We start from the raw sequence: 20,928 nt of genomic DNA on the forward strand, positions 1-20,928 counted from the left end.
TTCCCCGAGCGGCGTCAGGTCAGCGGGACGCGGATGCCCGCGGACTGCAGTCGCCAGAGCCGCAGGGCTACGTGCACGTCCAGTGACCGTCCGCCCTTGCGCCAGCCGGCGCCCAGGACAGCGTCGATGCGCTCGAGCCGCTGCCGGAGGGTGTTGGGATGAATGTGCAGGGCCCCCGCAGCCGCCGGGCCGGAGGCGTCGTTCTCCAGATAAGTCCAGGCGGTCAGGACCAGCTGCGTTCCCCGACGCCGGTCGTACTCCAGTAGCGGTCCGAGTTGGGCGGCGAGCAACTGCGTGGCGAAGGGCGTATCCATTGCCCCCAGCAGCATCCCGGCGGTGCCAAGGACGGCCCGGTCGGCGGCCTCGCCGTTTCGCGACAGAGCCTGCAGCGCTCTCAGCACGGCATCTGCCTCGGCATGAGCGGTGGCCAGACGGGAAAACCCCGTTACTGCTTGTGATGAACCGACGCCGGCCTCGATGCGCTGATGCTTGAGGGCATCGATGAGGGCTTGTCCGCTGATTTCGCCCCGGTTGGCTCCGTCGGCACGATCCCGGGGCGAGGCCGGCTCGATGACGCACAGATGCGATTCGTGGAGGGCGGTGATCCCGGGACGGTCCTGGGCATGCCGCTTCAATACCGCGAGTGCTCTTTGTCGCTGGTCCTCCCGAACGCCCACTACCCGGACCACCAGCGGGATGTTGCCTGCGAGGCCGAATCTCCCGGCCCGCCGTTTCATTGCTTCCGTATCCTCAGACCGCGGATTCAGGAGCTCGTCGATGAGTTCGAGCTGCAGCCGGTACTGCGCGTCCTGGAAGGTGCGTTCAAAGAGCAACGCCGCACTGAGGACCAGCGCGCTTCGCTCCAGCACTGCAAGCCGGTCCTGGCTGACGTGGCCGGCAACGATAAGCGAGGCCAGGTGCTGGTCGCCGGCGACCGCGGACATCACGGTGTACTGCTGGCCTTTGACCGTGAAAGGGATGGGCAGCGTCCGCGCGGCGGAGATCTCCGCGGCGCTTAACGCAGCGGGCGAGCCGAAGTCCGGGTTCGCGCCGAGGCCTGCCACGGTCTCGCCCATGGGTGAAACCACGAACACTTCGCTGTCCATCGACTCGGCCAAAAGCAGCATGAGGTTGGGCAGGCTGTTGGCTGACGCCAAGGTCTCCATCAGCCGCTGATCGAGGGAAGAAAGCTCCTCCAACGCCTTCACGTGAGCAAGATTCTGCTGCTGCGCCTGATCCAGCCGGGCCAGGGCATCGGCCATTTCGGTGAAGTGACGCGCGTTCTCGAGCGCAACAGCGGCGTGGGTGCCGATCGATTCCATGAGCGCGACGTCATCGCTGCTGAAGTTGTGAGCGTGCCGGTCCGCAACGAGGAGCGCACCGATGACCTTGCCCTCTGCCCTCAACGGAACGCCCATGATGGCCTTGACGCCTTCTGCCGCGACCGCCGCGTCACTCGACTCGAGGTGAGATTTGGTCCGGTCACTCAGGTAGTCCGCGGATTGGGAAGGGGCTTCACCGGTGGCCACGGCGCCGAGGACGCCCTCGCCCAGGGGCATGCGGATATTCCGGAACAGGGCTGTTGCGGCACCGTCGGTGACCCGGATATACGATTCCCCGGAAGCGTAATCATTCAGGCTCAGATACGCGATGTCGCTGCCGATGAGCGAGCGGGTTCTGCGGACGATGGCTTTCAGAACGGCCTCAACATCACGAATGCCGGTGAGGTCCGTGGCCGTGTCGTACAGGACCCGGAGCAGCCCCTCCCGCCGGCTGGCCTCCCGGAGCCTGGCATTGAGGCTGCGGGCCGCTGCTGCCGTCGCCGGATCGAGCAGGTTCTCCGCCTCCATGGCTGCCAGTTGCGTTTCCAAACCCTCAGCAGACACGCCCTCACCAAGGAGAGTCAAAAGCCGACCCACCGTCATCCCCTCCGGAGGAGGAACGGCACCGGTGTGGACCGGCGGGCTCTCTTGGGCATCCATACGGGCCATGGTAGCGGCCAACGCCCTCCGAACCTTGGGGAAGCCCGCACCCGGTACCGGCGTGAGGCGAGGGCCTGTACCCACTGTGCGAGGACTTGAGCGATCGAGACTCTAACGGGTGACGCCCGGACAGCAAGGGCAAGCCCCTTCTCGTCGGGAGTCCCGGGCTGACCGCACACCACCCGCCGTCGTAGTACACAGAAATACGAAGCAACATTTCGGGCCACACCCGTAACCTATTTAGATGCCCCGTTTTGCACTTGATATTGAGTCCGTGCCCCGCCCTGCCCGTTCGCAGGAGCTCCTGGATGCCGTAAACCACCGGGTGGTCATTGCCGATGGCGCCATGGGCACCATGCTGCAGGGACGGGAACTCTCGCTCGAGGAAGACTTCCTGGGGCTCGAAGGCTGCAACGAGATCCTCAACCACACGCGACCGGACGTCCTGGCAGACATCCACGACGCCTACTTCGCCACAGGCATCGACGCAGTCGAAACCAACACCTTCGGCGCCAACTGGTCCAACCTCTCCGACTACGGCATCGACGACCGGATCGAAGAGCTCGCCCGGAAGGGTGCAGAGATCGCCCGCGACCGCGCCGAAGCGGCAGAAAAAACAGACGGACGGATGCGCTGGGTCCTGGGCTCGATGGGACCGGGCACCAAGCTCCCCAGTCTCGGACACACCAGCTACGACTACCTCAAGCAGACCTTTGCCCTCCAGGCCGAAGGCCTCATCGACGGGGGAGCGGACGCCTTCCTCATCGAAACAAGCCAGGACCTCCTGCAGACCAAAGCCGCGGTCAACGGCTGCAAGCAGGCCATCGTCTCGCGCGGCGTCCGGCTCCCCATCTTCGTCGAGGTGACCGTCGAGACCACCGGAACCATGCTGATGGGCTCCGAGATCGGCGCCGCTCTCACCGCACTCGAGCCGCTCGGCGTCGACGCCATCGGCCTGAACTGCGCCACGGGGCCGGACGAGATGAGCGAGCACCTGCGCCACCTGTCCAAGCAGTCTTCCGTGGCGATCGCCTGCATGCCCAACGCAGGCCTGCCGGTGCTTGGTCCCAACGGCGCGCACTATCCGCTGTCACCCTCCGAACTCGCTACTGCACACGAGCAGTTCGTGCGGGAATTCGGCCTGGGCCTCGTGGGCGGATGCTGCGGTACGACGCCGGAACACATGGCCGCCGTCGTCGAACGTCTTGCGCCCTTCCGCAAGGGGGCCTCGGTCGCCAGCGGCGGGAGGGCCGCTGACGGCAGTCGCGTTCCCACCGAGAGGGAAGCCGGCATCGCGTCCCTCTACCACCATGTGAATTTCGACCAGGAGTTGTCCTACCTCGCCATCGGTGAGCGCACCAACGCGAACGGTTCGAAGGCATTCCGCCAGGCGATGCTCGAAGAGCGCTGGGACGACTGCGTCGATATAGCCCGCGAGCAGGTCCGTGTTGGCGCGCACCTGCTCGACGTGTGCATCGACTATGTGGGGCGCGACGGCGTGGCCGACATGAAGGAGATCGTCTCGCGTTTCGCGTCGGCCTCCACGCTCCCTCTGGTCATGGACTCGACCGAACCGGCCGTACTTCAGGCCGGGCTCGAACACATTGGCGGGCGTCCGGTGGTCAACTCCGTCAACTATGAGGACGGCGACGGCCCAGCCAGCCGCTTTGCGCGCATCATGCCGCTCGTGAAGGAACACGGTACCGCCGTGATTGCCCTGACCATCGACGAGCAGGGCCAGGCGCGCACCACCGAGGGCAAGGTGGCCATTGCCTCCCGCCTCGTCGACGCACTGGTGGGCGAATGGGGGATGCGCGTCGAAGACATCATCGTCGACGCCCTGACCTTCCCCATCGCTACCGGCCAGGAAGAAACCCGACGGGATGGCATCGAAACCATCGAGGCCATCCGCCAGATCACAACGAAGTACCCCGGCATCCAAACCACACTCGGCGTCTCGAACGTGTCTTTCGGCCTGAACCCGGCCGCGCGCATGGTCCTGAACTCGGTGTTCCTGCACGAGGCCGTCCAGGCGGGCCTTTCCAGCGGCATCATCGACGCCGCCAAGATCGTGCCGCTCGCGTCGCTCCCGGAGGAACAGCGCCAGGTGGCGCTGGACCTCGTCTGGGACCGCCGCGAGTACGACGCCGACGGCAACGTCACGTACGACCCGCTGGCCCGCATCCTGGACCTCTTCGCCGGCGTCGATACCGCAGCACTCAAGGACCAGCGCGCCGCTGAACTCGCGGCGCTGCCCACCGGTCAGCGCCTGGAGCGGCGCATTATCGACGGCGAGGGCAAGGGCCTGGAAGAGGACCTCGACCTGGCGCGCGCCGAGGGAATGACCCCGCTCGGCATCATCAACGACAACCTGCTCGAGGGCATGAAGGTGGTGGGCGAGCGCTTCGGCGCCGGCGAGATGCAGCTGCCGTTCGTGCTGCAGTCCGCCGAGGTGATGAAGAACGCGGTAGCGCTGCTGGAGCCGCACATGGAGAAGTCGGATTCGTCGGGCAAGGGCACCATGGTGATCGCCACTGTGCGCGGCGACGTGCACGACATCGGCAAGAACCTGGTGGACATCATCCTCACCAACAACGGCTACAACGTCATCAACATCGGCATTAAGCAGGGGATCGCCGAGATCATGGCCGCAGCGGAGGAGCACAACGCCGACGTGATCGGCATGTCCGGGCTGCTGGTGAAGTCCACTGTCGTGATGAAGGAAAACCTCGCCGAGCTGCAGTCCCGGGGCCTGGCGAAGAAGTGGCCGATCATCCTCGGCGGTGCAGCCCTGACCCGCGCCTACGTGGAGCAGGACCTGGCGGAGCAGTTTGACGGCGTGGTCAGGTACGCCAAGGACGCCTTCGAGGGCCTCTCACTCATGGAACCGCTGGTCCGCGTTGCCCGCGGCGAGTCGCCGGACGACGTCGGCCTTCCGCCGCTGAAGAAGCGGATCCATAAGGGAGGCGCCAAGCTCACGGTGACCGAGCCGGAGGCGATGCCCGGGCGTTCCGACGTGGCCGCCGACAACGCGGTGCCTGCGCCGCCGTTCTGGGGCACGCGCATCGTACGCGGCGTGGCGCTGCACGACTACGCGGCTTTGCTCGACGAACGTGCCACGTTTATGGGGCAGTGGGGGCTCAAGCCCGGCCGCGGCGATGACGCCGCCTCCTACGAGGAACTGGTGGAACTCGAGGGCCGGCCGCGCCTGCGCTACTGGCTGGACCGCATCCTCGCCGAGGGAATGCTGGATGCGTCCGTCGCGTACGGCTATTTCCCGGTGGTCTCCGAAGGGGAACAGGTGGTGGTGCTGCACCACGGAGAGGACCACGACGGCGTCCTCGGCACTGCGGGACTGCTCGCCCCCGACGGCGGTTCAGGTGGTCCGATCGGCACCGAGCGTCTGCGTTTCGACTTCCCGCGCCAGCGCCGGGACCGGCACCTGTGCCTCGCCGACTTCGTGCGCTCGCGCGAATCGGGCCAGATCGACGTGCTGCCGATCCAGCTGGTCACCGCCGGTTCAGCGATCGATGAGGTGACAGCGGAACTGTTCAAGGGGAACCACTACCGCGACTACTACGAGCTCAACGGCCTGGTCATGCAGCTCACCGAGGCACTCGCGGAGTTCTGGCATGCCCGTATCCGCACCGAGCTGGGTTTCGCAGCCGAGGAGCCCAAGGACAAGGCAGGGTACTTCAAGCTCGACTACCGCGGTGCGCGCTTCTCGCTCGGCTACCCCGCGTGCCCTGACATGGAGGACCGCCGCAAGGTGACGGAGTTGCTGAAACCCGAACGGATGGGCGTGATCCTGAGCGATGAGCTGATGCTGCACCCCGAACAGTCCACCGACGCGTTCGTGTTCCACCACCCGGAGGCGAAGTACTTCAAGGTGTGACGCGGGGTCTGAAAACCGCCTCAATCTCTTGACGTGCACCTTCTGAGACGACGGTACACACGGAATGTCGTTCACCGAAGCGGCGACCCGAGATGTCGTTTTCAGAGGTCGTGTGGACAAATTTCAGTGCCCGCCAGCTCAGGCCTTCCCTGTCCGTATGAGGGGACGTCCTCGCTTCCGGCCCAGACGACACCGCCTCCGGGGCAGGGCATCACATCGAATGCCCGGCCATCAAGGTGCGCCCGCAGGTGGCGCGCGTCATCCTCGACCACTTTCCAGCCCGCTGCTGGCAGCGCTGCACGATAGTGCTGCAACACATCGACGTCTCCAGAGAGCACAAACCAGCGCGTACAGCCAGCGACACCACTCATGCCGCCGCCACCCTTGAAATGGCCGATGTGCTCGATGGAATCGAACACCCGTTGGGACTCATGATCGGCGGAGGCCATGGGCTCATCCGTGCCCTCGGTCACGCATTGCGGAGCGGAAACAAATTGTTTCTCCATCTTCTGCCCCAGAGCCGAGGGGGTGACAGCGAACATCCCGATCAGCATGAGGACCGGGATGGCCACGGCCGTCAGCCGCATCCACCGACTTGTCGAGAGCATGAAGCCGATCAGCGCAACCACCACGACCAGACCCAGCGCCAACCCGGAGGGACCGGACGTCAACCCCCAAGTGAACCCCTCGAACGCGGTATCGGTGACACCGCCGTACATTGCCATGAAACCGTAGTGGACCAGCACGGCCAGCAGCGCCAGTCCTGCCCCAATGACGAGCAGCACCGCGGCAGAGACGGTTCGGCCGGTCATGGGCATGGCTTACTGTAACCCCGCCTGGCCAGGTGTCAACAGGCCCGCGTTGATTCATGAGGACGCCCGCGTAGCGGCGGAAGACAGTGATCACCAAGTACACCGGCGAAACCATCGACGGCGTGACTGTGCTGGGCCATTACCACATGAACGACAGGTATGACTGGATAGACCTCATCGGAGAACACGGCTGGGCCGTCATTCCCAGCTGGGGATGCGACGGCTGTCCCAGTGGTGTCCTCAGACCCGGAGTTGAAGCCGGTCCCTTGCCTTATCGAAGTGACCCTGCGCGGTGTGCCCGCCCCCGCTGGAGAGGGGCTTTACCCGCCGGAACGCGGCGAGAACGGCCCGCCCCACCAGAGTGATTCCGATGATCGTGGTGACGGCACGCAGGGTGTCCCAGCCCGCCGTCGACGTCACCAGCGAGTAGAGCAGGAAGCTGCTGAGATTGGTGTCCAGCGGCGCGCCGGGCACGTAGGAGATGCTGGTGCCGGCGCCCACCGCAAAGGGCCAGAACCACAGATTGAGCAGCAGGCCGAACAGGTAGGACGATACCGCGCCATAGGCGCACAGCATCCACAGCTCAGCTTTGCCGCGCACCCGGCGGGGAAGCAGGCCTGCCCCGGCGCCTACCCACGCACAGGCGAAGATCTGGAACGGCGTCCAGGGCCCGATGCCACTCCACAGGGCGCTTGAGATGGCGATGGTGGCGGCACCAAGGAGCAGACCGAAACGGGGACCGAAGGCGCGGCCGGCCAGGATCAGCAGGATAAAGACTGCCTCCACGCCCCCGACTCCGGTGCTCGCCACGCGCACTGCCGTACCGACTGCGGCCAGGACACCGAGCAACGCCACCGTATGGGCGGAGCGAACCGAGCCGTCGAGGGACACGGCGATGGCAACGACGGCGAGCGGCGCAATGGCCAGCGCCGCGTAGGGGAGGGCGGCGGCGGCATCCTCCGGGAGGGCCGCGGCGAGCAGCGGCCAGCAGAATGCTGCGAGGGCCAGAAGGTTTGCTGCGGCGAGAACTGCGAGCTCGACGCCCCGCGGCATCCGGATGCGGCGGGCTCTTTTCGCAGCCGGAATATCTGTTCGTCGCTCGGTGAACCATGGTGCAACTAGGCGCTGCGCTGTTTCGATGTGCTGTGCTGTCGCGGAGGCTGGGGCGGCACTGGCCGGGACGGCTTCTGACACGGATGACGGGGCGACGCCGTCACACATCGGGAGGATCCGGGCGCCGAGGCCGTGGGCAAAGTCGATATCGTGCGTGGCGATCAGGACCGCCGTGCCGGCATCCGCTGCGGCCCGCAGCGCCGCGGAGACTGCTGTGCGCGCCGCAGGGTCGAGTCCGCGGGTGGGCTCATCGATCAGGAGCACCTGTGGGTCGTCCATGGTCTGCAGCGCGATGGCAAGGATCCTTCGCTCCCCTGCAGAGAGGTCCCGGGGATGCTCGTGTCCTATGGGTATCCGGACGTCTCCCCGCAACCGGGCAAGGCGCGACTCCGCCGACATTGGGGCAAGCTGGTCACTGCCCGGGCGGCGCCGACCTGAGCGGCGCCTGTATGTCTGACGCACAGCGCGCGCCAGGCGCCGGTCCGCCGCGCGGAGCTCTCCTGCGACCGTATCCCTCGTGAAGAGGTCGTCTGAGGCGTCCGGCACGAGGGCGACGCGGCCGCCGTCGACCGTGTTTTCACCGACCGTGCCGCCGTCGAGGGTTCCTTCACCACCAGAGCCCTCAGCGCCAGTGCCTTCACCGAGGGCGAGCGCCACCAGGAGGGACGACTTCCCGGCGCCGTTCGGCCCCACCAGGGCAACCACTTCACCGCGGTGCAGGGTCAGGGATGCATCGCGCACGAGCGGCTTGCCCTTCCGATGCACCGCGAGCTTGGTCGCAGTCAGTACGGGCACGTGCTCCCCTGGCTGTGCCGGCGTGGGACGGGCAACGAGAGGGGGCGAAGGCGGTGATGGCGCAACGCCCGGCACCAGGGCGCCGTCGTCGATGGTCCACCATGAGTCGGCAACCGGTACGAGCGCTTCCGCCCGGTGCTCCGCCACGATGACGCAGACACCGGCGTCGCGCGCGAGGGCGCTGAGCACCGCGATGACGTGTCCGCGTGCTGCCGTATCAAGGTCGGCCAGGGGCTCGTCAACCAGGAGCAGGGCCGGTTGCTCCACCACCGCGGCGGCGATGGCTACAAGCGTTGCCTCACCGGCCGAGAGGGTGCTGACATTCCGGTCCAGCAGCGCCGACACTCCGATGCTCTCCGCGACCTCCAGTACCCGGGCCTTGGCGGTCCCGGATGCCATGCCGCGCAGCTCAAGTGCGAGGGAGATTTCGTCCCGGACCCGGGTGCTGGCAAATGCGGCACGGGGATTCTGGAGTACGACGCCGATGAGGCGGGCGGTGTCGCGCGGCGGCGTGGTGGCGCGGTCCGTTCCGGCGACGCGCACGGTACCCGAAATTTCTCCGCCGTCGACGTGCGAGAGTAGGCCCGCTATGCCTCGCAGGATTGTGGATTTGCCGGAGCCTGTCGGCCCCGTAATGACCGCAAGTGACCCGCTCGACGGCGCGAAGCCGGCGGCACGCACCTGTGCGTCGCCAATGCGGAATTGTGCGTCCCGGACGAGGACCGGCGCTTCGGTGCCGTGGCCGGGTTGCTGTGCTGCCCGGCTCCCAAAGCCGCGCAACTCCAGGGCGGCGGCAACCCGGCCCGCGTGCTCAAGAGTGCGCTCGAGCACGGGAACCAGGGCACGGGGTCCGAAGCGTTCGCCCCGCAAACGGAAAGCCAGGCGCACGGAGGTCACGGCGTCGGCAAGCGCCGGCAGCGCCGCCCACGCCACCACAAGCATCCGGGCAATGCCCTGCATGGGTCCGCGGCGGGCCAGGTGCACGAAGCCGCGGGCAATGTCCACCCAGGCATTGAGGATGCCGAAACCGAGGATGATCCCGGCGATCGGCAGGGCGGACAGGACCGCCGCCCACAGACCAGGCGCCGTTACTGGACCGAGGACAACCACATGGCCGTACGGGGCAGGCAGCGGCACCGCCGGTAGGTCGAGCATGACCGGCCCGCCGGTACTGGCCCCGTTGAAAAGGATGCGGTAGATGACCCGCGCCGCTATGAATACGACGGCGAGAGCCGCCGCTGCACGTAACGGCGCGGGTCGAAAGATCATGCCGCGGGGGTTGCCGGTGCGCCGTCGACCGTGAAGAGCAGCTCCAGGCTCTCTCCGGGGCTCACTTTCAGGGTGCCGAGGCCTTCCTGGGCATATGCCCAGGCACCGGAGGCCGGCTTAACCCAGAGAGCCCAGTAGGCAAAGGCGGCGGGCATCTTCTTGCACTCTTCCTGGTACGTGCCGCCCTTGTGGGCGATGTCGAAGTCTGCGGCGGGCACACCGTTTACACGGCACACCAGTTCCTTCGGATATTCGGCGGTGCCCTCGGTTTTCACCTGGGCCTCGTCGAGCACCTTGGAAGCGAGAGTCGGTGCGTCCACGGGCACGCAAACGGACGTATCAGCAGCAGCCTGCTTCAGTGCACCCGAGTCGACGATGACCTTCACACCGTCGCAGGGCCCGGAAGCGGCGCTGGCTGAAGACGTTGCCGGGGAAACCGGTGCGGAGGTGGTTGGCTGGGTGGCGGCCGGCGCGGAACAGGCAGCGAGAGCAAACAGGAGACCTGCGGCGGCGAGGGAGCTCGCGGCGGCGGTGCGGATCTTAGTCAAAGTCACTCGTCAAGGGTAGGACGTTGCTTATCCGGATCAGGATGCCGCCACGTTGTGTGACGTTAGTTCTCCACTACATTGCACGGTATCGGCGTACACCCCGTGGGCTGCCCATCACCTTCCCCTCGACGACGACGGCGGGACGCCCCGCCGTCGTCCGCTCCCCGTAAGGGGGTGTGAGGCGGGCGTGGCGATCCTGCCGCTGACGGACCGTGACGCCGCGGTGGCGGATCGGCTCGGAGACTTCGAACGTTACCCGCAGGCGGCAGCGCTCAGAGCGGTGTGGGCGCAGACCTGTGCTGCTAAAACCTGGGATGGCCCGGCGATCATGCTTCACGGCGACCTTCACCCGGGCAATATCGTCCTGGCGGACGACGGTTCGCTGGCCGGTGTCATCGATTTCGGCGACATGGGGGCAGGGGACCCGGCTGTCGATCTTGCGGCGGGATGGCTGATGTTCGACGCCGGTATCCGCCACCGCTTCAGGGACGCCTTTGGTTCCGCCGTGGATGAGGAACCTGGTTGAGGGCGCGCGGGTGGGGGCTCATCCTCTCCACCGCCATGCTGAGCAACTCAGACGACAATCCGCGGATGTTGGCGCTCGGAGAGTTCGGGATCAGGCAGATTTTGGAGATCTGACTTTGCCTGCAACCTTGAAGCCGCGTTAATTGTCAGTGCGTGCTGACATGCTGTGGGTATGGAAGGCAGAGCAGTCGCGGAGACGTTGGAGGCCATGGAAGCCTCCCTTGCTGCGCTGCGTTCATTTGTCAGTCACGGGGCAGGGACCGTGTCCTCGACTGATACTGACCCATTGCAGGACGAAGCTGACGCATGCCTGGACGGTCTGGCCGAGCTGGCCGGTATGGACGCCAGGCTCGCCGCGTTGAAAGTGCACTTCGCCGCCGGATACGCCCACGCGGCCGCCGCCATGGCCGCCCCGGCTTCTTCCCCGCAGGAGCGCACCGCCCAGGTGATGGCGGTGACAGCAGAAGTGGCCTGCGTCCTGACTGTGAGTGAAAGATCGGCAGCGGCGTTGCTGGAGGAGTCAGCCACACTGACCACCGGGTTGCCCCTGACATTGTCCGCACTGCGCTCAGGCACCATTTCGTGGCAGCACGCGCGAGTGATGTGTGATGAAACATCTGGTCTGGACCCCGCCGCAGCTGCTGCCTTAGAGGCCCATTTCCTGGACCCCGAAGCTCCCTTTGCTGCGCGTGGCTGCCCGGCGGGGGAGTTGGTGCCGGGCAGGTTCCGGGCGAAAGCGCGCAGCTGGCGTGAGCGGCACCATCCTGTCAGCATCGAAGCGCGGCACCGCAAGAGTGTGAAGGACCGTCGGCTGGAATATGTGCCGGACCGGGACGGCATGGCCTGGCTCTCGGCCTACGTGACTGCCGACGTCGCAGCTGCTGTTTGGTCCCGTGCCACGGAAGCTGCGCGTGCCCTGCAGGGGCCGACCGAATCCCGGACTCTGACCCAGCTCCGCACGGACGTCACTGCTGACTGGCTGCTGGCGGGGGTGGCAGAAGGAACCCCGTCACCCAAGGCACAGGTCCTGATGACCGTTCCGGTGCTGTCACTCCTGGGCGCCGTGACGGAACCGGCCATCCTGGACGGGTACGGTCCCATTCCGCCGAGCATGGCCCGCCGGCTGGTCGGCGATGGTGCCGATTCGTTCCTGCGTGTACTGACCGATCCGCGCAGCGGAGCGCCGCTGGAGATCGGACGGACCAGCTACCGGGTTTCGAAAGCGATGCGCCAATGGCTCCGGCTTCGGGATGGCCGGTGTCCTTTCCCCGGCTGCAACAACCATTCCTTGGATAATGAAGCGGACCATCTGATGGCCTGGTCAGAGGGAGGTGGCACCGGCATCACCAACCTGGCCCAACCATGCCGGAAGCACCACAGACTCAAGCACACCACTGCTTGGAGGCCGACTGACGCCACCCGGGACCAACCGCCCGGCTGGATTTCACCCGCGGGACGCTCCTATCCCAGCGAACAACAAGACTGGGAACCACCACACTGGCCGGATCACCCCGCCCTCGCGGGCGAAGTCCGCGGGTGGGATCCGCCCGACTGGACGGACGTAACGCACGTACTTGACGGTCCCGCCGCTCTCCGAGAGACCGGGCCGCCATTACCGGTGGATCCACTGCCTGACTGGGCATGGTTCGCCGCGGCATAGGATCGGCTCTCTACCGCCACCTTCATGCACCGCCACCTTCTTGCTCAGCGACGACGGCGGGACGTCCCGCCGTCGTCGGCTCACCCGCACGCCGCTGGTCAGCGGGACCATCCCGAACGGGGCAGTTCAGGATGCCGAGCGCGTGTCGAACGCCGCAGCCGATTCCCGCAGAAGGCGTGCGACTGTGTCCGCAGGCATGCTGGCCGATCGCCGCCGGTCGAACCGGCGCAGAACGATGCGCCGCGTGCCCAGTCCGGGGACGTCCAGGATGTCCACGCCATCATGGACAACGCCGCTCAACGCCAAGGTGGGCACGATCGCAATCCCCTCACCCGCTGCGACGAGTGCGAGGGCGGTCAGCGTCTCCTGGTACTGATGCACAGTCTCTATCTGGGCGCCCGTTGATTGGCGAAGCCGGCCGAGCACCGCAGAGTTGGCGGCTGACGGCTCGACGCCGAGCCACGGAAGTGGCAGCCGCGCAAGGTCAACGTTCTCGGTGGTGAGCAGGGCACCCGAGGGAACCACCAGCTTCCATGGCTCGTCCAGCAGGGGCTCCTCGGTCATTCCGGCGGAAAGTGAACGCTGCTCGGCCGTCGTCGAATCGAGCTCGACCACGACCGCGTCGAGCTCGCGCTGGCGGAGCAGCCGCATCAGGGCAGGGAAGTCGTCCTCGACGATCCGGATCTGTAATTGCGGGTACTGGGTGCGCCACTCGGGCAGGCGCGGGATCACCACCGTCCGAACAAAGCTGGTGAATCCGCCTACCCGCACGACTCCTGCGACCTTGGCCCCGCCTTCGATTCGCGCGCGAGCGACGCTGAGTGCACGTTCTATCTCCTCGCCGGCTTCTGCTATTGCCAGGCCGGCGGGCGTCAAAACTGAGCCTTTGGGCGTGCGCACCACCAAGGCGTGCCCCGTCTCGTCCTCCAATTTGTTGAGCTGCTGGGACACGGCAGAGGCCGTTATTCCCAGCTCGTCAGCGGCGGCGAGCACCCCGCCCGTCCGGGCAACCGCCAGAAGCACGCGCAGCCTGCGCGGATCGATGTCCATGTTAAGTAGTTCTAAACCATGTCTTCAGTGGAATGCAATTGCTCTACATCAGTTCCGTCCCGATAATTACTGGTGAACCGGCTAGGCCCCGCGGGAGAAATCCAGGCAGGCCGATCAACGAAGGAGGTTCTCGCCCCGGACAGCTGAGCAAACCGCTGGTCCAGCGGATACCTGATCCATTCGGCAACAGCCTCTTCCAAACACACCTCTAGCCCGCCATCTACACTCCGCCCAGCGGATGGCAGCCGGGCATAACCTTTGAAAGGACATCATGGAACTGCTGTGGGAAATCGCAGGTTGGGCAGGCGCGGTGGCGATCCTCAGTGCCTACCTGGCCGTATCCATGGGCTGGCTGAAGGCCGGCAGGGGCTTCCAGACCGCGAATCTCCTCGGTGCTTGCGCCTTCATAGTCAATGGCGCATTCCACGAAGCATGGCCGTCCGTGGCCACGAATGTCGCGTGGTGCCTCATTTCCGCCGTCGCGCTTTTTCGCATGCGTGGGGCGGGCCAGCCGGCAGCGGCAGCCGCTGATGCCCCCCAGGTTCAATTTCCGGGCGTCCCTGACACCACCGGCCAGCTGGCAATTGTTGAAGCGCCGCGAGCACGTCGGTTTACATAAATAAGCCGTTGTGGCGGCGGCCCAACAGGTCCACCATGATCCCATGGATGCTGAAACACCGAAGGCGGTGGAACTGAACCTCCCGCAGGCTTTCCTGCTCTTGGCCACAAACGACAAGGACGGCAAACCTGAAGTGCCAGTGTTCGCGCTCAGGACCACCGTGGCGGGGGCAATATTGGCCGAGCTGGACCTGATCGATGCAATCGGGCTGGAGGGGAAGCACGTCAAAGCGACCGGCACCACCCCGAAAACGGACTTCCAGCACGAGCTGGACCTCATCCGTGGCAAGTCCCGGCCCCACACTCCCAAGCAGTGGGTTTCCATGCTGGAAGGCCGCGCCGAAGTGCAGCGCGTCTATGAGGGGATGGCGTCGCTGGGCATCGTGGAACACGTCGGCGCAAAGCATCTGGGCCGGTTCCGGAGCGTGCGATATCCGGAGAAGGACCACGGCCCGGAGGATGCGCTCCTGAAAAAGATCGAGGCCGCACTTAACGGTGCGACGATTGCTGTCGGGGCTGAAGTCCGGGCGCCTGCTCCCGCGGCGCCTGATGCCGGGGCGACCGACGCCGGGGCGACGGAGGACAGGTCATCTGATGCCGGGACGCCTGATGCCGTGAAGCAGACTGCGAAGGGTCCCGATGCCAGGACCACAGCGCTGATCGCGCTGCTTCAGGCGGCTGGCCTGTTCGGCAAGCTCTTTCCGGCGGCGGATCGAAGCTGGTCAAGTGAGCTGTCGAGGGACTTTTGGCCATCCCGAGCGGTGGAGGACGAACTTCGCCTGATCAGACTGGCGGAGGAAGAAGCCGCAACCTTGTGACGCTGCCTGGAACCGCCGGGCACTGGAGTTGCCGGTCTGCGTGGGGTCCAGGAGTCCGCCGCCGGCCAACTGCCTCAGAGTGCGGTAAGTCCTTGCTTTGAAAGGTAACTGCGCAACCACTGCAAGCACTCGTCCGCCAGTTCCAGCACATCGACCGTATGGGTCGGGTCCTCACTGAAGCGGATACCGGCTCGGGAGCCGTGATAGATCACCGTGCCCTGAATCCCCGCAGACGCGCGCTGATTGGCAGTTTGCGCCAGCGCGCTGCACCTGCGCATACACGGCACGGTAGTCTCGCTGGCCTGCACGCTCTCCGCGGTCCGGGGAGTTTCAGGACGCTCGGATTGCTGGCCGCTGCCGGTGCCGGTCGTTGGGATGCACTGAGACTATCCCGTGCGGTGCCATAACTGCCATAGATTGCCACAGGCTCTACGCCCCGGTGTGCGCAGCCCCGGGAATTGGATCTGCTGCATGGAATCAACACCAGCCGCCGCCTCCCGGAGGCAGGCTACAGCGGCGTCGCAATCCGCACCAGCCACGCAGCCCCGCGACCGTCCGTCAGATAGTGGCAAGGGCGCCCTTGACGCTTTCCACCAGAACATGGGTGCCGGCGGGTACGTGTACGACTTCGCCGTCAATCTGGCAAGGAACAGCGTCCCGCGTCGTGAAGGCGTAACTGCTGACGCTGGGTTGATGCCCCAGCCCCAGAGTGACGGCCCGAAGGGTCATCAGCGCCATCTTCCAGCGCCCAGCATGGGGCAAGGTCACCACCTCGAATTGACCGTCGTCGGGGTGGTTCGACTCGCTGACCGTCCCGTACTTAGCCATCCGTGAAATGTTGGCCAGGATCAGGCTGTCGAACCGGGCGGTAGCCCCGTCGGCCCTGACGAGCTCAAACGGCTTCAAATGAGAGAGCGTCCGGGCGACGGAGAGGAGTTCGAGGATTTTCCCTTTTCCGCCCTTTTCGATTCCGATCGCCATCAACGGGGTGAGCCCGAACCCTACATAGGAGTGGGCGTATTGGACTTGGCCCCGATGCGCCCCGCCGAAGGTTATGCGCAACAGGTCGATACGATGGACCCTGCCTTCGCGGATGGCCTCCGTCAACGGTCTTGCCGTCATGCTCCTGTGATGATCATTGGCGTTGCCCGCAGGGAGCACAGTGCACACCGCCCTGCTGGCGGGAACGTCCATCACCCCGTTGACGACCTCGTTGTACCCGCCGTCGCCGCTGACCGAGATTAGGAGCGCGGCGCCTCGCGCGGCCACGGACCGCGCAAGATCTCGGGCGTGCCCCGCATACTCCGTCGGCAGCAGGTCAATCTGCAGATCCGGCAGTTCGGCGGTCAGATCCCGCTGTACATCGCCGATCCGGTCGGCCATATCGGCCTTGGCAGGATTGAAGACCAGGACTACCCGGTCAAATGGGGCGGCAGGTGCTGGGTCATCAGCCATGGTGCGCATCCTCCAGGCCCTGTTGCGGTTAAGTCCAGCCTAGCCGGTGACACCCTCGTCCTAAAGGTTCCGGAGGGGGTTCGTCGCGATGTCTGCCGGAGCGGCACCAGACGCCAGCGGACGACGGCGCGAGGTCCCGCCGTCGTCCGCTGCCTGCTTGATGCGGGCTGCAGTGCCGGGCGTTTAGAGGCTGCGGCGGCGCAAGAAGGGATCGGTCAATGACGGCGGCTGGTAGCCGCTGTCTGCGGCGTTCAGCGTAGTGCCCGGCGGAACGATTTCGTCGATCCTGTCCAGCACATCACGGGACAAGAGCACCTTGTCTGCCCCCAGCGCCCCTTCGAGATGCTCGAGCGTCCTTGGACCGATGATGGCGGACGTGACGGCCGGATGTTCCAGTACGAACCCCAAGGCGATGGATCAAGGACAGCCCGGCCTGGTCTGCGAGTTCGGTCAACTCGAGCACTGCGCGCGTTTTGCGCGCGTTTTCCGACGTAGTTGGATCGTGCCGTGCCGGTTGCCGGGCTGACCGGCTGGAGGGGACGTGCCCGCCGTCGGGCTTGATCCGGCCGGACAGCCAGCCGCTGGCCAGCGGGCTCCACGGCAGTACGGCGAGCCTGTGGCGCTGGGCCAGTGGCAGGACTTCGTGTTCCACTCCCAGGGCCAGAAGGGAATACGGCGGCTGCTCTGCCACGGGCCGCTCCCGGTGGCGCTCCCGGGCCACGTACTGGGTTTCGACGATCTGCCCCGGTTCGAAAGTGGAGGTGGCAATGCCCGGTGCTTCTTGAACCCGGGGAGAACCTTCCAAAGCATATACATATGGGTATATAATTTCGGCATGGCAAGGGCGGCAACAACGACGGATGCGTTCAACGCGGTGGCCGAGCCCCGCCGTCGGGAGATCCTCGATCTCCTGGCCGGCGGTGAGCGGCCGGTCAGCGCCCTCGTTGACCTTCTGGACCTGGCCCAGCCGCACGTATCCCGGCACCTCCGGGTACTGCGGGAGGTGGGTGTGGTGGACGTGCGCGACGCAGGCAGGCAGCGGCTCTACCGGCTTAATCCGCTTGCGCTGAAGCCCATGCACGACTGGGTTGCCAGTTACCAGCACCTCTGGGAGGAGCGGTTCGAAGCCCTGGACGGCATGCTGGAGGACCTCAAGGATCAAGAAGACCAAGCGTAGGGACAAGGCCATGGCACAGACAAGCAGCGGCACCATGAAGGTCGCCTTCCCCGGCGATCAGGAAATACTCATCACGCGGACACTGAATGCACCCCGGCACCTCGTGTACAAGGCCTGGACCACACCCGACCTCGTCCGCCGCTGGTGGCCGGGCCGGCGCGGTGAGATGACCGTTGTTGAGATGGACTTCCGGGTGGGCGGGGCGTGGCGGTACGTCATGCTGGCGAACGGTGGGTTCGAGGTCGCCTTCCACGGGACCTACACGGACATTGAGCCCAACGAACGGATCGTGCACACGGAGGTCATGGAGCTGCCCGGCGGTGCGCCTGGGGGTGAGGGTGCGCCTGGGGGTGAGGAGGGGGCAGTGGTCAACACAGTCACCTTTGAGGATGCCGACGGCGGCGCCACTACGGTCACCATCCACACCAATGCGGGCAGCAAGGAAGTCCGGGACATGATTGCGCACTCCGGCATGGAAGGCGGCGTCCGCGAGCAGTTCGAAATCATCGAGGAACTGGCGGCAGCGTTGGCCTGACCGAAGCCACGCCGGCCTGGAAGGGGCGCACGGTCCTCCTTCTTTGCTTTGTCACCATCGTCTTTGACGGATACGACCTTGTCATCTACGGCTCTACCGTTCCCTCCATCCTGAAGTTTCAGGAATGGGGACTCACAGCGGCCCAAGCCGGATTCATCGGCAGCCTGGCCCTTATCGGCATGCTGCTCGGGACCATGTCGGTCGGAATGCTCACCGACAGGCTTGGCCGGCGCCGGATCATGTTGGCGAGCATCACGGTGTTTTCGATCGGCATGCTCATCACCGCCTTCGCGCAGTGCGCCGAAGTATTCGGCGCACTGCGCTTTCTTACAGGGCTCGGCCTTGGCGGCGTAGTTCCCACCTGTATTGCCTTGACGGTCGAATATGCCCGCAAGGAGCGGCGGCAAATTGCCAATGCCCTCATGTTCAGCGGTTATTCAGTCGGCGGTGTCGGGGCGTCCCTCCTGGCGATCACCCTTTTGCCGCACATCGAATTCCGTTGGCTGTACGCTATCGGCGCCTTGCCGCTGGTGACCCTTCTGCCGGCGGCGTGGAAGCTGCTGCCCGAATCCGTAGCCTACCTCGCCCGCAGCGGCCGCACTACCGACGCGAAAGAGACAGCCCAGCGCTATGGCCTGGTCTATTCCGATATCGTTTCGTCCGAGGACGCGGCCCAGGGTCCGGCCAAAAAATCCAGCCTCCGGACGATATTCTCCCCCAAGTTCATCCTGTCGACCTTTCTTTTTGCCCTGGCCAACTTCTGCGGCCTGCTCCTCGTTTACGGCCTGAATACCTGGCTGCCGCAGATCATGCGGCAGGCCGGCTTCAACCTGGGGGATTCCCTGACATTCCTCCTCGTGCTGAATGCCGGGGCCATCGTTGGTTCAGTGAGCGCGTCGGTCATAGCGGACCGGATTGGGATCAAGAAGGTCGTCACAGCGTCTTTTGTTGTGGCCTTCGTGGCCATCCTCATGCTGACCCTTCAGCTGCCGCTGGGTATGCTCCTGGTGATTGTCGCCTTCGCCGGTCTTGGCTCGGTAGGCACACAAATCCTGGTCGGCGGCTACTGTGCAACCCACTACCCGCAGTCCCTCAGCGCAACCGCCCTGAGCTGGTCGCTGGGAGTCGGCAGGGTCGGGGCAATTTGCGGCCCGATCATCGGAGGTGCGGTTGCCGGCCTGGCACTCGGCTGGCAGCTGAACTTCTACATGTTCGCGATCTTTGCCCGTCATCGGTGCGGTGGTCGTGTTTGCCGTGCCACACAGGGTCCGGCCTTGATCTAGCTGCGAGTCCAAGCGTGGCGAAAAATGCCCGCGGCCTATTTGCCTGCTCCCGAACTATCCGTCCGACGGCAGTACGGCCAGCCCGTCGGCGACCAGCCTCCCGTCATGGATCACCGTGCGGTCGGTGCCGCGGTCCATGACGGTGCCCGTGATCGTTTCGCCGTCGACCAGGACGACGTCGGCCCGGTCGCCGAGAGCCAGGCCGGGCCGGTCGTCGGTGCCCGTCAGGCGCTGGACGCTGCGGTCCATGATCGACGCACCTCCGATGGTGGCAATCGCCGCGCAGTGCTCGATCAGCCGGTCCTTGCGCAGCCGGTGGGTAAACGCCAACTGCCAGGTGCGGTCCAGCATGTCGCAATTGCCGTACGGGCTCCAGTAGTCCCGCTGGCCGTCCTCGCCCAGCCCGACACGGATCCCGGCCTCGGTCATCCCGGCCAGGTTGAACTGCGTGCCGCCACTTGCCGGGGCCACAGTCGCCCAGGCCACGTCGAGCTCAGCCATCTGTTCCATGATCCGGGCGGTGACATCGGGGTGGACGTTTGCCAGATCGTAGGCGTGGGACAGGGAGACGCGCCCCTGCATGCCCAGCGCGCGCGTGCGTTCGAAGACAAGCTCCGCGCTGAAGACCCCCATATGGCCGGGCTCGTGCAGGTGGATATCGACGTCGACCCCGTACTTCTCAGCCAGACCGAAGACGATATCCAGATGGCGGACCGGGTCCCTGTCCAGCTGGCACGGATCAATGCCGCCGACCGTCGTCGCACCCGCACGGAGCGCCTCCTCGAGGAGCGGCACGGTGCCCTCCTCGAGCAGGAGGCCTGCCTGCGGGAAGGCCATGACTTCTACCGTGGCGGCGTGGGCGAAGCGCTCCTTGGCGGCCATGACTGCCTCGAAGCGCTCAAGCTTGCAGTCCACGTCGACCTGGGCGTAGGAACGGACGCGCGTGGTGCCCCGCGCAATCATCCGCTCCAGCGTCCCGGCGACGACGTCCCGGTAGGGGATGGGCGTGTCGCGCCAGTTCTCCCTGTCGTTACGCATCATGTTCCACACGCCGGGCGAGGCCGTGTGCTCCCGGAATGGCAGACCGATCCGGGTCGAATCGAGGTGGACGTGCACGTCAGTGAACGCAGGAAGGGCGATCCGCCCCCGTCCGTCGACTGGCCCGCCGTCGGGGTCTGCACGCCCAATGGCGGCGGTCCCTGCGGGGTGAATGGCGGCAATCCGTCCCTCCCGAACCTCAAGGTCGACGGCGTCCCCGCCCCAGGGGCGGACGTTGGTGATGAGCATGGTCATTCCTTTCGGCTGGGCTGCGTCGGACAGTGCGGTGAAGTCGGACGGTGCGGTGAAGCGGGACTCCAGTGAACGACGGCGGGAAGGCACCGATCACACGGAC

At 65.8% G+C, this 20,928-nt stretch carries 17 protein-coding genes; 8 read left to right on the forward strand and 9 right to left on the reverse strand.

The features are described from left to right. Positions 1 to 14: 14 nt before the first annotated feature. Positions 15 to 1,982, reverse strand: coding sequence for a helix-turn-helix domain-containing protein (locus AC6CH3_RS17960; protein ID WP_498133711.1), 1,968 nt, complete (start codon positions 1,980 to 1,982; stop codon positions 15 to 17). A gap of 244 nt (positions 1,983 to 2,226) precedes the next feature. On the opposite strand from AC6CH3_RS17960, the gene metH reads away from it, so the two are divergent. Continuing rightward, positions 2,227 to 5,877: a methionine synthase gene (metH, locus tag AC6CH3_RS17965; protein WP_498133712.1), complete on the forward strand. Its 3,651-nt coding sequence runs from the start codon at positions 2,227 to 2,229 to the stop codon at positions 5,875 to 5,877. A 101-nt stretch (positions 5,878 to 5,978) separates the two neighbouring features. Here the strand turns inward: metH and AC6CH3_RS17970 are convergent, their stop codons facing one another. The 3 genes from AC6CH3_RS17970 to AC6CH3_RS17980 all read right to left on the reverse strand — a co-directional run bounded on the left by AC6CH3_RS17970 (position 5,979) and on the right by AC6CH3_RS17980 (position 10,420). Further along, positions 5,979 to 6,689, reverse strand: a complete 711-nt coding sequence (locus AC6CH3_RS17970; RefSeq protein ID WP_498133713.1) for a LapA family protein — start codon at positions 6,687 to 6,689, stop codon at positions 5,979 to 5,981. Between the two features lie 240 nt (positions 6,690 to 6,929). Next, on the reverse strand, positions 6,930 to 9,866 hold the full coding sequence (locus AC6CH3_RS17975; protein WP_498133714.1) for an ATP-binding cassette domain-containing protein: 2,937 nt from the start codon (positions 9,864 to 9,866) through the stop codon (positions 6,930 to 6,932). After that, on the reverse strand, positions 9,863 to 10,420 hold the full coding sequence (locus tag AC6CH3_RS17980; RefSeq protein ID WP_498133715.1) for a hypothetical protein: 558 nt from the start codon (positions 10,418 to 10,420) through the stop codon (positions 9,863 to 9,865). Before AC6CH3_RS17980 ends, AC6CH3_RS17975 begins: the two co-directional genes overlap by 4 nt. A 181-nt stretch (positions 10,421 to 10,601) precedes the next feature. On the opposite strand from AC6CH3_RS17980, the gene AC6CH3_RS17985 reads away from it, so the two are divergent. Both AC6CH3_RS17985 and AC6CH3_RS17990 read left to right on the forward strand, forming a co-directional pair. After that, positions 10,602 to 10,940 (forward strand): phosphotransferase, encoded by a 339-nt coding sequence (locus AC6CH3_RS17985; protein ID WP_498133716.1) that lies wholly within the window; start codon positions 10,602 to 10,604, stop codon positions 10,938 to 10,940. A 171-nt stretch (positions 10,941 to 11,111) separates the two neighbouring features. Further along, a complete protein-coding gene (locus AC6CH3_RS17990; RefSeq protein ID WP_498133717.1) occupies positions 11,112 to 12,599 on the forward strand; it encodes an HNH endonuclease signature motif containing protein in 1,488 nt (495 codons plus the stop codon). Positions 12,600 to 12,725: 126 nt separating this feature from the next. Here AC6CH3_RS17990 and AC6CH3_RS17995 read toward each other — a convergent pair whose 3' ends face one another. Further along, complete coding sequence (locus AC6CH3_RS17995; RefSeq protein ID WP_498133718.1) at positions 12,726 to 13,649, reverse strand: LysR family transcriptional regulator; 924 nt, start codon at positions 13,647 to 13,649, stop codon at positions 12,726 to 12,728. A 271-nt stretch (positions 13,650 to 13,920) separates the two neighbouring features. Between AC6CH3_RS17995 and AC6CH3_RS18000 the strand changes: the two genes are divergently transcribed. After that, a complete protein-coding gene (locus AC6CH3_RS18000; RefSeq protein WP_498133719.1) occupies positions 13,921 to 14,268 on the forward strand; it encodes a CBU_0592 family membrane protein in 348 nt (115 codons plus the stop codon). A gap of 43 nt (positions 14,269 to 14,311) precedes the next feature. After that, positions 14,312 to 15,085: a GOLPH3/VPS74 family protein gene (locus AC6CH3_RS18005; RefSeq protein WP_498133720.1), complete on the forward strand. Its 774-nt coding sequence runs from the start codon at positions 14,312 to 14,314 to the stop codon at positions 15,083 to 15,085. 558 nt (positions 15,086 to 15,643) lie between these two features. Here the strand turns inward: AC6CH3_RS18005 and AC6CH3_RS18010 are convergent. The 3 genes from AC6CH3_RS18010 to AC6CH3_RS18020 form a co-directional block, all read right to left on the reverse strand. Then, positions 15,644 to 16,540, reverse strand: coding sequence for a diacylglycerol/lipid kinase family protein (locus AC6CH3_RS18010; RefSeq protein WP_498133721.1), 897 nt, complete (start codon positions 16,538 to 16,540; stop codon positions 15,644 to 15,646). 183 nt (positions 16,541 to 16,723) lie between these two features. Beyond that, positions 16,724 to 16,948, reverse strand: coding sequence for a hypothetical protein (locus AC6CH3_RS18015; protein ID WP_498133722.1), 225 nt, complete (start codon positions 16,946 to 16,948; stop codon positions 16,724 to 16,726). After that, a complete protein-coding gene (locus AC6CH3_RS18020; RefSeq protein WP_498133731.1) occupies positions 16,839 to 17,261 on the reverse strand; it encodes an aldo/keto reductase in 423 nt (140 codons plus the stop codon). Before AC6CH3_RS18020 ends, AC6CH3_RS18015 begins: the two co-directional genes overlap by 110 nt. A gap of 114 nt (positions 17,262 to 17,375) precedes the next feature. On the opposite strand from AC6CH3_RS18020, the gene AC6CH3_RS18025 reads away from it, so the two are divergent. From AC6CH3_RS18025 to AC6CH3_RS18035, 3 genes are read left to right on the forward strand one after another with little or no spacing between them, the layout of a single operon-like run. Beyond that, a complete protein-coding gene (locus AC6CH3_RS18025) occupies positions 17,376 to 17,717 on the forward strand; it encodes an ArsR/SmtB family transcription factor (RefSeq protein ID WP_498133723.1) in 342 nt (113 codons plus the stop codon). 10 nt (positions 17,718 to 17,727) lie between these two features. After that, positions 17,728 to 18,252 carry an SRPBCC family protein gene (locus AC6CH3_RS18030; RefSeq protein WP_498133724.1) on the forward strand — a complete coding sequence of 175 codons (525 nt, stop codon included), beginning with the start codon at positions 17,728 to 17,730 and terminating at the stop codon, positions 18,250 to 18,252. A gap of 56 nt (positions 18,253 to 18,308) precedes the next feature. Further along, positions 18,309 to 19,535, forward strand: a complete 1,227-nt coding sequence (locus AC6CH3_RS18035) for an MFS transporter (protein ID WP_498133732.1) — start codon at positions 18,309 to 18,311, stop codon at positions 19,533 to 19,535. A 54-nt stretch (positions 19,536 to 19,589) separates the two neighbouring features. Here the strand turns inward: AC6CH3_RS18035 and AC6CH3_RS18040 are convergent, their stop codons facing one another. Continuing rightward, positions 19,590 to 20,828 (reverse strand): amidohydrolase family protein, encoded by a 1,239-nt coding sequence (locus tag AC6CH3_RS18040; RefSeq protein ID WP_498133733.1) that lies wholly within the window; start codon positions 20,826 to 20,828, stop codon positions 19,590 to 19,592. Between the last annotated feature and the right edge of the window lie 100 nt (positions 20,829 to 20,928).

This window comes from Arthrobacter sp. GQ119, from assembly GCF_059759125.1.

What these genes read in the sequence shown, in the direction of transcription:
- AC6CH3_RS18025 (WP_498133723.1), top strand. Translation starts at nt 17,376, where the DNA reads ATGGCAAGGGCGGCAACAACGACGGATGCGTTCAACGCGGTGGCCGAG.
- AC6CH3_RS17975 (WP_498133714.1), bottom strand. Translation starts at nt 9,866, where the DNA reads ATGATCTTTCGACCCGCGCCGTTACGTGCAGCGGCGGCTCTCGCCGTC.
- AC6CH3_RS17970 (WP_498133713.1), bottom strand. Translation starts at nt 6,689, where the DNA reads ATGACCGGCCGAACCGTCTCTGCCGCGGTGCTGCTCGTCATTGGGGCA.
- AC6CH3_RS18010 (WP_498133721.1), bottom strand. Translation starts at nt 16,540, where the DNA reads ATGGCTGATGACCCAGCACCTGCCGCCCCATTTGACCGGGTAGTCCTG.
- metH (WP_498133712.1), top strand. Translation starts at nt 2,227, where the DNA reads ATGCCCCGTTTTGCACTTGATATTGAGTCCGTGCCCCGCCCTGCCCGT.
- AC6CH3_RS18005 (WP_498133720.1), top strand. Translation starts at nt 14,312, where the DNA reads ATGGATGCTGAAACACCGAAGGCGGTGGAACTGAACCTCCCGCAGGCT.
- AC6CH3_RS17990 (WP_498133717.1), top strand. Translation starts at nt 11,112, where the DNA reads ATGGAAGGCAGAGCAGTCGCGGAGACGTTGGAGGCCATGGAAGCCTCC.
- AC6CH3_RS17995 (WP_498133718.1), bottom strand. Translation starts at nt 13,649, where the DNA reads ATGGACATCGATCCGCGCAGGCTGCGCGTGCTTCTGGCGGTTGCCCGG.
- AC6CH3_RS18000 (WP_498133719.1), top strand. Translation starts at nt 13,921, where the DNA reads ATGGAACTGCTGTGGGAAATCGCAGGTTGGGCAGGCGCGGTGGCGATC.
- AC6CH3_RS17960 (WP_498133711.1), bottom strand. Translation starts at nt 1,982, where the DNA reads ATGGATGCCCAAGAGAGCCCGCCGGTCCACACCGGTGCCGTTCCTCCT.
- AC6CH3_RS18040 (WP_498133733.1), bottom strand. Translation starts at nt 20,828, where the DNA reads ATGACCATGCTCATCACCAACGTCCGCCCCTGGGGCGGGGACGCCGTC.
- AC6CH3_RS18030 (WP_498133724.1), top strand. Translation starts at nt 17,728, where the DNA reads ATGGCACAGACAAGCAGCGGCACCATGAAGGTCGCCTTCCCCGGCGAT.